2 protein-coding genes are annotated in these 13,813 nt (G+C 74.0%); both read right to left on the bottom strand.

All coding sequences use genetic code 11. The features are described from left to right. Positions 1-6: 6 nt before the first annotated feature. Entirely contained in the window at positions 7-426 is a 420-nt protein-coding gene (locus ACIA3K_RS21250; RefSeq protein ID WP_396803118.1) for a hypothetical protein, read from the bottom strand. Continuing rightward, positions 423-13,787, bottom strand: a complete 13,365-nt coding sequence (locus ACIA3K_RS21245) for a toxin glutamine deamidase domain-containing protein (protein WP_396803116.1) — start codon at positions 13,785-13,787, stop codon at positions 423-425. The genes ACIA3K_RS21250 and ACIA3K_RS21245 overlap by 4 nt, the downstream gene beginning before the upstream one ends. Between the last annotated feature and the right edge of the window lie 26 nt (positions 13,788-13,813).

Raw genomic sequence — 13,813 nt, 5'->3', positions numbered from 1 at the left:
TTCCTATCAGCGCACGCGGGCGGTCGGGGTGTCGTCACCGCTCGCCCCCGCGAAGTCGGGGGACATCCCTCGCGAATGCCCCTCCCCCACGGTCAGGAAGATCTCCCCGGCGGCGGCCAGCGAGCGCAGGTAGCGCTCGTCGTCATCGGTGTCCAACCAGATCGTGTCGTCGTCGCGGTGCTGCCCGCCGACCTCGGCGCGGTGCACGTCGACGAGGACCGTCGGCGGTACGGCATCCGGCCCGAACCCGGCGAGCAACCGTTGCCGGATCCGGGCGAGGGAGCGCTCCGCGTGGGCGGTCCGGGCGGCGCGGCGGTGCCGCGACGGCAACCGGGCGTACCCGTCGATCAGCTCGGCGAGCAGCTCCGCGGGATCCTCCGCCAGCACGTGGCGGCCACCGTCGGCCGAGATCATGCGGATCGTCATGACTGACCAACGGGGACCGCCGGTCCGTGGTTCACGTCGTCGGCGAGCAGGGCGAGGGCGACCAGGTCGGAGGGGTCGTCGGGCAGGACGGCGGCGACGGCGTCGAGGAGGCGGCGTGCCTCGTGCGACACGACCGCCGGCTCGTCGTCGTGCCACCAGTAGTGGTGGTTGCCCAGCCACGCCGGCGCGGCCGCCCGACCGGCGCCCCGCAGCGCGTGCACCAGTCGGATCTGGGCCTGCAGGACACCGAGGTTGAGGTTCGTCCAGTTGATCGAGGCGCGCAGCGCGTCGACGGTGGCCTCGGTGACACCGACCATCCGGGCGAGGGCCGCGTGGTGGGTGGACACGAACGCGGCGAGCGCGGTGTGCTCGTCGGGCCCGAGCACGGCGTCGACCGTGGCCGACCGGATCCGCGCACCGGATGCCCGGACGTGGCGGGCCACGGCCCGCAGGTCCGCCCAGGTGTCGCGGGTGTCGGAGAGGCGCAGGGTCACGCCGTGGCCGTCCGGCTCGGTGGTCACCGTGCTCGGGTCGGCCAGCCGCCCGGAGAGTTCGGCAAGGTCCACCGGGCCGGCCGTGCGCAGGGTCAGGCTCAGGCCGGCGGCGTCCGCGCCGGTCAGGACCGGACCCGTCCGGTACGGGATCGGGTCGTCGCCGGCGGCCGCCCGGTCGCGCAGGGTGGCGCGTACCGCCTGGACGTCGACCGCCACCCGCGCGGGCGGCTCGGCGTCGACGACGGCTGCCGGACGCGCCGCCGGCGTCTCACCAGTCGACGGCGGCGCGGGGGCGTCCGAGGGCCGCGCGGTGGCCCGGGTGGGGACGCTGCCCCGCACGTCGTGGCCCAGCGGCGCGTCCACCAGGGCACGCGCGGTCGACGCGGATTCCGGGCTGGCCCGGCCGGGCGTGACGGTGGCGTCCGCGCCGATGACGAGAGCCCGAGCGGCGACGGCCGACTCGAACCGGGCGTCCGCGAACGGCCCGGGATTCGCGAAGACCCGTTCGCCGGGCGGACGGCCCGGGTCGGCCCAGAGCACGCGACCGTCCGCGAGGGTGTGCGCGAGCAACATGTGGTGCACGGTCTGGTTCGGTCGTTGCAGCAGTACGACGGCCGTCGTGCCGGGCCGGTCGCGCAGGTCCGCCTCGACCGTGTGCCAACCCGCCACGGGCGTCCAGTCGGTCTGACCGGTCAGCCAGGACGTCGCGGCGTCGGCCTCCCGGGTGCGGCTCGGGCGAAGGGCGTGCAGCTCCGGCGTGGCCGACGGGTAGAGCCGGGTGACCATCCGCTCGGCCAGCGCGAGGCACTCGGCGAGGGACAGCAGGCCGGTGCGTACGAACGCCGCGTTGCCGGCGTCGGCCACCTCGTCGACCGTCCGCCGGAACGCCGGCTCGTCCAGCCGGGCCGGGGACGGCGCCGCCATCCGGGCCGTGGGCGCGGTGTCGATGCGGCTGCCCAGCTCCATGCCCTGCACGCGGTCGACGACCGTCGGCGCGAACCGGGCCGGGGGCTGGTACGTGGTGTCCGGTCGCACGGTCGTCACGGCGAACAGCCCACCGTCCCGGTCGATCAGCAGCCGGTGACCCGGACTGCCCGGCGGATAGATCACCAGAGTCGCGTCGTAGCGCATCAGGTGGTACTGGGCTCGCCGTTCGCTGTTGCGTTCGCCGACGTTGCTGGTCTCGCCCTCGTACCCCCGGCCGCCGCCGAAGCCGCGGTACCCGGAGCCACCCGGGCCGGTCCGGACGTTGCCGCCCGTGCCGCGCAGCGTCGCTCCGCCGCCCACCGAGGAACTGGTGCTCTCGGAGACCTCGTAGCTGGGTCTGGTGTCCCGCTGCCGGTAGTTGCGGCCCTTGTGGACGAAGCCGCGGGGCTGCACCGTGCCATCCGGGGCGAGGTCCACGTTGAACGACGAGCCCCGAAGGTCCAGACCGAGCCGGATGCCGGTGTCACCGACCCGGTACCGGTGTTCGAGAAGTTCGTCGAACCGCCGGTTGAGTTGGCGGTCCGAGGTGTGGTGGGCCACCGCGCGCTCCAGGGAGCTGAGGTGGCCCTTGCGGGCGATCTGGGGTGGGTTGTCCTCGTCGAAGACGTCCGGCCACGTCCGCAGCGGTTCGGTGACCAGCTTCGCCCAGGCGTGGGCGGCTGCCGCGATCGCGCTCATCGACTGCGGGGTGAAGGTGGGGTCGGCCAGCACCGTCGCGTTGAGGGTGGGGGGCGCGGGGCGCGGGCCCCGCTCGACCCGGACCGCCGGCACCGCCGCCGGCCGGGACGGACCGGCCGGGGCCCAACTGCCGTCCGCCGGGCCGGTGGAGGTCGGGGGCGTGTCCGCGATCGTCAGGTACGCCGGGACGACGAGCCGCCCGTCGCCGGTGATGTCGGTGATCGTGGTGGTCCGTACCCACCATTCGGCCCGGCCCACTACCGGCGAGTCGGCCGACCAGCGGCTCCACGAGCCGGCGTCGCGCCGCACCAGCCCTTCCAGGGCGCGTAGGAGGTTGGCGCTGGCGGTGCTGAGGAACCGCAGGAGTTCCGGCAGTTCGGTGGTGAGGCCGATGTCGACCCGGAAGGTGATGGGCTGGGTGAACTCGTGCGACTGCTTGATGCCGAGCCGCATGATGTCCTTGGTCTCGTCGGCCAGGCCGCTGCCCACGCCGGTGGTGCGCTGCCACTCGGCCCGGAACTCGCCGGCCAGGTCCGCCTTCGAGGCGATCTCGCCACGGGCCCGCATCCGGCCGCCCACGTGCAGGGTGCCCGAGTGCGCGGTGTCGGTCGAGTGCGCCGTCACCGCCTCGCTGCGTTCGGTCAGGGCGACGTCGTCGCGAGGCAGATCCGCGGTCGGCGGTTGGAGGTCGCCGGTCACCTGGACGAGAAGGAACCGCACCTTCCCGTCGGTGACGATCGGCTGCCACACCCGCAGGCCGGTGCCGGTCAGGGTGGCGAACTGCCCTTCCAGAGCGGCGGGCCGCAGGCGGGCGGTGAGCGCGCGCACGAGGAGCGTGGGCGGCAGGTCGACCGGATTGGCGCGGCGCGGTAGCAGCTTCCAGACCGACAGCGCGCGGGTGACGGCGGGCAGCACGGCGCGGGCGTCGAGCCGCTCCGGGTGCGACCAGGCGCGGACGGGCTCCGGGTCGAACGGGCGATGGGCCGGCGGCTGCGACGGCGTGACGGGGGTGGCGCCGGGCAGGCCGAGCGCGGCCGCGAGTCGGTCCGGCGCGATGAAGTCCTTGCCGAGGTTGACGCGCACGTGGCGGATGGCCTGCCGGATCTCGCCCTGCTCATCGTCCCACCGCTGCGCAGTGATCTTGAAGACGACGTCGCTGCGATAGTGCTGGGTGAGCCCTCCGTAGGTGGCCCGGGTGATGTCGATGTAGCCGGACTCGTCGGACACCCCATCCTCGCGGGACCACCGGTAGCCGCCGGACGGACCGAAGGCGAGGCGACCCAGACCGCCCTCACCCGCGGTGTCACCACCGGGAAGCGGTCCGCCGCTGCCGATGCCGCCGACCTGCCGGCGGGTGGGGCCGGACGGGTCGGACGGCGCGACCCGGTCGGTCGGGTCGTCGGCCCTGCCGGAACCGCCGAGTGGAAAGACCGGACCGCTGGAGATGGCGACTCCGGTGCTCCTGCCGCTGTCGTGCGACCACTTGTGCCCGGCGCTGAACTGTTGGTAGTGCTCGATCTCGACCTTCGAGGGGGGCCGGGTCTGGGCGGGCTTGAACGCCCGCATCTCCACCCGTACCGCCTGGTGGTGCCCGCCCTCGTCGGGCAGATCGATGAGCCAGCCGTAGCCGTCGGTCATCTCGGCCAGACGCCCGGCGACCTGGCTGGCGATGCCCACGCGCCACAGCGGTCGCGGCCAGTTCAGCGGTTCCTCGAACCATCGACGACCCAGGTTGTTGAGTTCCCGGTACGCGTCGGCGACGCGTGCGGCGACCTCGGGCAGGCCGGGCAGGAAGGGGAAGACCCCGGCGGCGGACTCCTTCTCGTACGGGATGGGGTCGGCCTGGTCCCACTCCCGGAAGCTCACGTTGGTCACCCGGCCGGCCAGGTCCTGCTCGCCTGGCGTGACCGTCCGGTCCAACCGGTGCTCGTCGGGCAGCACGGTCCGAAGCGCGGTGACGTCCGGGCCGTCGGGGTTGTTCGGGTCTCTCGGGTCGTCGCCGACGAGGTACGTGACCCGTGGCTGCGTCCCCTGACGCAACACGACCTCGTAGATCACCCGATACCGGAACTCGGTCACGCCCTGCGTCGTCTCGGTACGCCGGTAGTGCTTGACCGCGCCGTCGTACGCGTCCGAGCGGGACCAGTCCCACTCCCCCTGCACCTCGGCACGTCCGAGCTGGAGCTTCCACTCGTTCAGCGGCAACGGGACGAGCAGACCGCCGCCGAAGCCACCGCTCAGACCGTTGGAGGTGCCGACCGAACCCTCCACGGAACTGCCCTGCAGGGCGCGCAGGTTGACGTCCATGGGATAGGTGCTCGTGTCGCGCAGCTCCTCCAGGTAGGCGATGACGAGCACGTCGTACGGAACGCCGTCGATGGTGACCTGGAAGGGGTCACCCGTCTGGAATCGACTCGGGTCCGCCTCCATGGCGTCGCGCCCGATGTGGATCTCCAGGTCCTCGATGACGTCGACGGGCAGTTCGTCGCGTTGCGACAGGGCGAGCAGCCCGACGGTGGCGGTGTCGAGCACCGCCTCGGCGCCGGGCAGTGACAGGGGCACGCTCGGGCCCATGCCGCGCCGGGTGGCCAGGGCCAGGGGCTCGCCGGGCACGGCCGTCGCCGGGTAGCGGCCCCGCACCTGCGGCGTCTCGACGTACGGCATCAGCCGGCGGGTCTTCGGGTCGACGACGCGACCACCGGTGAGGACGGTGACGGCGCGCGGCCCGAGGCGGTCGCGAATCTCCGCCTCGTCGACCAGCCGGCCGACACGCCGCACGGCCGGTGGCACCGCCACGATCGGCCCGTGGGCGGGTGCGCCGAGCAACGCCCGCTCGTACGCGTCGCGCTGGTCCTTCCAGACGGCCACCTCGCCGGGCAGGCCGAGCAGCACCACCGGCCGGACGTCACCGGAGCTGAGCCGGGTCACCAGGACGGCCTCGAACTGCTGGCGGTAGCGGGTCTGCGCGTCGGTGCGCTTGAACACCGTGTGGTTGAGCACGCTCTCGGAGAGTTCGACGCCGGCATCGCGTCCGACGCTGCCGCCCAGCTCCGCGCTCACCGTGCCCTGCCACCTGTTGTCCTTGGGCAGCTTTCCGTCCGACTTGGGCAGCGCACGGGCGAGGTGGCTGATGCCGTACGACGCCACCTCACCGGCGAGCGCCACGTGCCGGCTGCCGTCGGCGCTGGTACCGGCCTCCGCGATGACGCCGAGGTCGTCGCGGACCGCCACGTCCGGCGTGTCACCGAGGTGTTGCAGGCTCATCGGCTGGAGCATGAGGTGCAGCGACATGGTCGTGCTGCCGTGGTGCAGGCCGGTGGCACGGTCCGAGCCGTGCAGCAGGCGTCGGTTGCGGTTGAGCGCGGTCCGCTCGTTGAGCAGTTGCGCCACGCCCTGTCGGGCGAAGTCGGCGGCCGCGTCCGCGTCGAGGCTCTCCCGCAGCGCCCGGTGCCAGCCGGTGATCAACCTTTCGGTGGCCAGGGCGTTGAACACCCGGTCGGCGTACGGGACACGCGCCGGTGACCCGCCGACGGCGGCGTCGGCGCGGGCCGGGCTCAACTGCCCGTTCGCCGGGTCGGTGTACGGCGTCGGGAACTGGATGAGCAGCAGGTTCTCGTGCGGGGGCAGGGTTCGCGTGGTGGCCCAGAGCCGGCCGTCGACGTACACCTTGAAGGCCAGGCCGGCCTGGAACGAGGTGGAGTCGGTGACGAACATCTGGCGGCCGGCGAGCACCTTGCGCCCCTCGGAGCTGCCCTGCTCGCGCTGGCTACCGAAGGTGATGTCCGGCAGTTGGAAGATCACCCGGGTCAGGTGCCGACTGATCCCGCCGAGAGCCGTGTCCCAGCTGGAGACGCCGCCGGACGGCCGTTCGCTGTCCCGGCTCCAGCCGCGGGAGGTGGAACCGAAGCTGACCTTGTAGACCTTGGCGTCCTGCTCGGGTGCGGGTGGCGCGGGACGGGCCACCCGGGGCACCGGCAGAATCCAGACCAGACGGTCGCCGACACTGAGGTGGATGCCGCTGGTGAGCCGCTCGTCCCAGTGTTCGAGGTACTGCTCATAGGCAGCGTCGGCCGGACCGGTGCCGCGCTCCGGCGCGGTCAGCGCCCGGGCGATCTCGCGCCGTACCTCGACCCGGATCGCCTCCGCGTGGTGGGCCGGCACGCTGGGAAGGACGGGCAGGCCGGCCGCGAGACCCCTCGCGATCTGCGCGGCCGACCCGACGCGGGCGCTCGCCGGTCGCCCGGCGGCCAGCACGGTGAACTGGCCGAGCGCGCCGTCCTCGAGATACCACGGCACGGTGGTCCCCTGAGCCGGCGCGGCGGGCGGCAGAGCGCCGGCCGGGCCCTGGCCGCCGGGCTGTCCGTCCGCGTCGAGCGCCAGGACGGTGACGCCGGGCGTGCGCAGCATCCGCTCCAGGACGCCGGGCGTGGGCCGGTCCAACAGCCCGGCGTGGGTGGGATCGACGACCCGCACGACCGGGGCGACGCCGGTATCGTCCGACCAGAGCCAGAAGACGCGGTCGCCATCGGGTACGTGCACCAGGGCCATCGCGCCGGGCGCGCCGCGCAGCGCGGTGAGCATGCCCGGTACGTCGTTCAGGGCGCGCACGGCACCGCCGAGGAGTTGCTGAAGTTCGGGCAGGGTGAGCCGGACGACGTCCGGGGACCTGCTGCTGTCCACGACGTTGGCCGCCCGGCCGTGCATCGCGACGAACGCCCCGTACGCCCGGGCCACGTCGTGCTGCAACACCCTCTGGGGGCGCTGCGCCTCGACCGTACGCACCCAGTCACGCAACCGGTCCGGGTTACGGCCGGTGGCCCGACCGGGCAGGGCCAGGGCTGCGGCGACGGCGTCCGAGCCGGTCCCGTGCCGCGTTCCCGGCAGGCCCAGCACGCCCGGCTCGGCGGGCGAGCGCGACGCCAGGGTGATGGCGTCCACGTCGGACCGATCCGGCACCGGCGGCGACGACGGCACACCGTCGGGCGTCGACTGCGTCGGCGGCCGGCCGGCACCCCTCGGCGTCGGCAGCGTGCCGGGGCGGCCGTCCGCGTCGAGCAGCAACGCGCGGACGCCGTACCCGGTCAGCGCCCGCTCCCACCGGGTGCTCGGCGTCCCGGCGAACGCCTCGTCGGCGAGCAGGCCGGCGCGTTGCGTGTCGATCACCCGCAGCGTCGGTGTCCCGGTCCGGTCGTCGGACCACAGCCAGAAGACGTGCCCCCGGGTTGGGCCGGCGTCCGGCGCGAGCACCAGGTCGTTCGCGGGCAGGTGGATCAGCGCCAGCGCGCCGGGGTTCGCGCGCAGCCCGTCGACCAGGGCGGGCCAGTCCGTCAACCGGGTCAGCGACCCGTCCAACAGATCCTGGAGGTCCCGGACGGTCATCGACTGAGGCGCGGCGGCGGCCCGGTTGTCGACCACGTTCGCGCTGCGGCCGTGCAGGGCGACGAACGCCGCGTACGCCCGGACGACGCAGTCGGTCTCGCTCAGCGTCACCTCGTCGCCGGGCCGGTCCGGCTCCACCGCGGCCACCCACTGTCGCAGCCGCTCCGGGTCCCGGCCGCCGGCGCGGCCCAGACCGGGCAGCGCGCGCCCGACGATCTCGCCGGCCAGCAGCCGGGGGCGTCCGGGAGTGTCCGGGTCGCCGATCGCCCCCGGTTCGGTGGGAGACCGGCGTGCGGGGGTCTGCGCGTCCACGGTGCTGTCCGTGTCGGTGTCGGACGACTCATCGGCCCGTTCTGCGGCCGCCGGCCACTGCGCCGCCACCTCTGCCTGCGCGGCGTCGGCGAAGTCGGTGACCTCGACTCCCGGGATGGACCGCAGGAAATCCAGCAGACCGGGCGGGTCCGGGATCTCGGTGGACCGGCCCCCGGGGCCGGCGTCCGCGGAGTTGATGACCTCGTCGAGGTCGAGCGAGTTCGCCGGTGTGGTGATCCCCGGGCGTCCCTGCCGGGCGGCGCGTTCCGCCCGCCACTGCGTCAGCAGATCCGCCACCTGGGTGGCCGACCCGTCGTCGAGCACCGAGAGGTCACGCCCCTCACCCCGCAGGAAATGAAACAGCGAGGCGATCTCGTCCTGGGCCACCGACCAGCGCCGCTGGAGCCGGTCCACCCACTCCACCGCCACGTCGCGTACCCGGGCGGCCCGGTCGACACGCGGCGCGCGAGGCGCGGTGGATGCCGCGTCTCGCTGCGGGCCCTCCGGCAGGGACTGCGCCAGCGCCGACACCGTGCGCGGGTCCATCCCCAGATCGGCGGCGACGTCGGCGAGCACCGCCGGGTGCAGGTACGCGCTGGCCGCCAGCCGGAAGAGATCACTGGGTACGCGATCGGTCGCCCGGTAGATCTGCCACAGCGACTCGATCAACGGCCGGGGCGGTCGGTCGCCGCCCGGCACCAAGCTGACCCGGGCACCGGGGCGGGTCCACGCCGTGGCGAGTCGCGGGCCGGTGACCGGGTCCGCCAGCAGGGCATGCACCGGCGCGTACCGGTCGTGCGCGGGCGCCGGGTCGTTGAGCCCCCGTAGCCCGTCGGCCGAGGTGAACACGGCGGGGTCGACGCCGAGTTCGGCGACCAGCGCGAAGAGCAGCAGCGGGTCTGCCACCCCGAGCCGCGCCGCGTGCGCCGCGACGTCCAGTGGCACCCGGCCGACCCGCGTGCCGACCATGGCCGCCCACATCGCCGGCACGCCGAGTTCGGCGCCCAACCTGATGGACGGCTCCTGGACGTCCGTCAGTTCGATCAGCGATACCTGGAGCTCGCCAAACTCGATCAGAGTCGCGCGTGGGACCGGGTCACCCGTTCCCCAGGCGCGGGGCAGACCCATGCTCAGCACCACGGCCGTCGGATCGTCAAACAGCGGGGTGTCGGCCGGCGGACCGGCGAACCGACCCTGCGTCGCCCGGGCCAGCACGAAGTGCCGAACCGCGCTGCCCTGGGCGTCGAGATGCTCCTCGAGCTGCGTGGCGTACTCAGCGTGCCGGTCGTCGTCGGCCAGCGCCGCAGGGTCGAGCAGCCCGAAGACGGCCGGATCGAGGAACCAGCGAGCGGCGTAGTCCAGCAGGCGGTCGAGAGGGATGCCGTGCCGGTTGGCCGGGTCCAGCAGCTCGACCGGGGTCCGCTCCAGCTCGTCGGCCACCAGCTCGTAGATGTTCCAGGGCGGTTGACCAGCGGCACGGGCGAGCGCCAGGACCGCCCGGTGGTCGAGCCACGGCCGCGCCTCGTGGTCGAGCAGGAAGTTGAACGGATCGAACCGTGGGTCGGCGAATCGCCGCGTCCAGTACGTCCCCAGCCACGCCTCACCGGAGCGCTGCCCGGTCACGGCGCTGCCATGCGTGTCCGGCAACGCGTTGACGAGACGATCGTCGAAGTCCAGGGCGTTCAGGTCGTCCGGCCGTTGGAAGAACGGCTGGTCGTGCAGGATCTCCTCGAACGCCCTCCCCACCGCCTCCATCGCGCCGGCGAGGCCGGCGGCGGCCGGGTGGTTTGTGCCGTCCGGTTCCCGCAGCTCGGGGCGCTGTCGCAGGTTCGTCGCCACCGCCGCAGCCAGCAGTCGGGCGTACCGGGCGTCGGCGGTGAGCACCGCGAGGTAGAGCCCGGGCAGGGTACGGGCGAGCCGATCGTGCGGCTCCAGGGTGAGGCTCCGCAAGGCCTGGTCCCGGTTCGCCCACGCCGCTTGCAGCTCGGGCGCCGGCTGCGCCGAGGCGTCCAGAAGCCGGATGATCTCGCGTTCCAGCCGGTCGCGCGCCACCACGGAGTTGCGCAGCCGATCCCGGCTGCTGATAACCGCCGCCGCGACGGCCGGATACAAGCCGGCGAGCTGCCGCAACCCTCCCACCCAGCCGCTCAGCAGGTCATCCAGGTCACCGAGCCGGCCGATCCGGTCGGCGGGCAGGTCCGTGACGAAGCGCTGCATCGCCTCGCGGAGCCCGTTACCCCGCTCGCGCAACACGTCGGTGTCGGACCCGGGCTCCTCCGCGTGCCCCAACCGGCCCAGAGCCGTGGTCAGGACCGCCGGGGTCACCACCGCACCCCACGCCCCGGCGGCACCTCGCGCCGCCTGCCGGAACATCCACGGCACGCGCAACGCCTCGTCCTGCAGCGGCGAGCGCCGGGCCGCGAAGGTCCGCAGCAGCGCGGCGACCTCCACCACGTTCTCATAGTCAGGGTCGGAGACGGGCAGCTCACTGCGCAGCAGCGGCGCGGTGAACGGGTGCAGGTACCGCGGGTCGGTGCCGATGACACCGGCCGCGACCAGCACCGTGTCCGCCGACAGGTTCATCCGGTGCGCGATGCGGAGCAGGTCCACCGGCAGCCGGCCGCTGGCCACCGCGACCCGGGCGACGTCGAGAAAGCGGTTCAGCGCCGACGACCCGACCCGGTAACCCAGCGCCGTCGCCCCGCGCAGATCGCCCCACGACCGGTCGAGCAGCTCTCGGGCGGCGGTCCGGAGATCCTGGGCGGTGGAGTCCAGGCTGGTCAGTGAGCCCGCCCACTCGGTCAGCTCGGCGTCGCTGACCTCGGTGCGCGGCAGCCCGGTCAGCAACGCCTGGGACGGGCCGGTCAGGTCCTCGGCGAGCAGCCGCAGGGTGAGTTCGACCCGCTGCAGAGGCACGTCGGCGAGGAACTCGTGGGCCAGCAGCACGATGTGCGGCGACGGCAGCAGGAAGGAGAGCTGACCGGGGTGAAACCCGAGCCGGCCGGCCAGCGTCAGTTGACGGGTGAGGCCGGCGGCGTTGTCGTGCGGCAGGTAGCCGCTGCGGCGCAAATTCGCACGAACGGCCTCGGCTCTTCCGGCCACCGGCGCCCTGCTCGAACCGGGCACGTCCAGGTCTGGCAGCACGGCGTCGCGGACCTCCGGCGCGATTACCGCCAGGTGGCCGGGCAGCACGCCCAACTCCATCGCCAGGTCCTCGACCTGGTCACGGTCGTCGAGTCCGAGCGCCTCGGCGGCCCGGTCGGGCCGGGTGTCGATGTCGTGCCGCAGCCAGGCCACCGCCACCGCCGCGTCGAGCAGGGTGTCCGGCAGTGCGGTGAGCAGGTCGAACGGCACGGCGTAGCGAACGAAGTCGAGCAGCGCCGGAAGGGTGTCGGCGGCGAGGCCCAGTCGGCCGGCGATGTCCGCGATCGCCACCACGTCGTCGTCGGTGATCCGACCAAATGGGTCGAGGCTTCTGCGCAGCTCCGGAACGGTCACCTCGTCGAGCCGCACGAGACGGTTGGCGAACACGCTCAGCGCCCGCGGGTCGACACCGAGGTCGACGGCGAGCGTCAGCAGCGCCCGAGGGGCGACACCCATCCGGTCGGCGAGGGCGGTGAGGTCGCCGGGCGCTCGGCCGACCGCCCCGATCCAGCTGAGCAGCCGCACGGCGGGTACGTCCGGGGCGAGCGCCGTGAGCGCGTCCCACCGGGGCCGGTCGAGGTCGAGGGACGGGTCGGCCCACCTGACGCTGTCGACCCCCTCCGGTGCCGGACCGAGGCTGCGGTTCGGCTCCGCGTACCCCGGCGGGCGCTCGTACGACGCGAGACCGTCCAGACCCGGTCCGGCGAAGTGGTCCCGCAGCTCGGCGACGGCGGTGACGTCGAGCAGCAGCTCCACCGGACCCGCGCCCCCGACGGCCCGCGCCACCAGGCGGTACTGGTCGCCGAGTCGCACGAACCCGAGGGGTACGGCGTCGGTGAACCCGCCCGTCCGGGCCCGGTCGGACGGGCTACGGGTCGCGCCGACCGTCACCGCACCGGTGCGGAGCTGGTCGGGCGTGACCGGGAACGGAACGCCCGTCGGCTCCGGCATCCCGGACGGCGGCAGCGGCAGCAGCGGGACGGTCCGCTGGAACTCCTCGGTGAGCGTCACCGTCCGCGGCCACTCGCGGGTGGTGCTGCCGCGTACCTGGCCGATGCGGCGCAGGGTCACGGTGAGATCGACCCGGCTGGTGAGGTGGTCGACGCCGAGGTCGTAACCGTCCGCGCGGCGACCGGTCAGCCGCAGCTCGTAGCGGTGCGCCCGGGGGCCGGTCCGGTCCGACCGCAGCACCAGGTTGCCGTCGAGCAGCCGGGGCAGGTGACGGTGCACCGACGGCAGCGTCAGCAGCGCGCTCAGGTTCACCTGGTGACCGTCGAGCGTCCAGCGGTACCGGCCGAGGCCGCCGTCGTGGGCGTCGAGCAGCTCCGACGCCACCGCGCGTACCGGCTCCGCGCCGTCCTGGCCGGTCAGGCCCCGTGGCTGCCCGATCGCCTCGACGTCCCCGTCACCCGGCAACTCCGGCTCGCGGCCAGCGGTCGGAGTCAACGCCAGGTAGCCGCCGCCGCTGCGCGCCACGAACGCCTCGGGCCTCCCCGGATCGCCGTACGCCCGCAGCGCGCCGTCCTCGCCCACCACGACGAGCCGGAGTCGGAGGCCGTTGGCGAGGCGGCCGGGGTCGGTCGTACCCCAGCGGTGCGCCACCGACGCCGGATCCTGGTCGCGGCCCGCCGCCGCGAGCAGGGCGGCGACGAGGTCGCGCGGCGGGCCGCCGAGCGGTTGCAGCCCGAACAGCGCGGCGTGGTCCGATCCCGCGAGGTCCGGCTCCGTCGCCGGCGCCGGATCAGCCGGTACGGCAGGCGTCGGCACGTCCGCCGTGGTGGCGACGAAGCGGACCCGCGACGGCACCGGCGGTACGGTCGCGGGCGCGTTCGTCTGGCCGTCCAGGAAGAACACCCCGTGCTCGTCACGCACCACGTTCACGGAGTGCGCCACCGAGCCCGTGGCGTCGTTGACGACCAGGACGCCGCGCGAGCCCACCGGTGCGGCGCGCATCGCGTCGATGACGGCCTGGTAGCCGTCGACCTCCTGCAGGGGCCGTCCCGCGTAGAAGCCCAGCACCCCCACCTCGGTGACGACCGACGCGGGCGCCTCGAACCGGTCCCGCCCACCGACGCGCACCAGCAGATCGGTGACGATCGCCGCGAACACGCAGTTCAGCAGCGACCGGAGCGGGTTGACCCGGTCCAGGTACGGATAGCGTTCCCGCATCTGGTCCAGAGTCATCGGATCACCGACCGGGATCCAGCCGCTGCGATCGACCGGCACCGCGCCCGCCACGTCGGCGGCGGCCGGTGCGGCGCTGCTCGACTCGTCGGGCGCGGGTGGCGAGGTCGGGATCGGCTCCCCATCGGTACGGGCGCGCTCGGCCGGACGCGGCACCGCGTACCCGAAGACGACACCGCCCACGTCACCACCGCCACTGTTCGACGCGG

Source organism: Micromonospora sp. NPDC051543 (assembly GCF_044454415.1).
Lineage (GTDB): Bacteria > Actinomycetota > Actinomycetes > Mycobacteriales > Micromonosporaceae > Micromonospora.
This window is presented reverse-complemented; position numbering and strand designations above follow the sequence as displayed.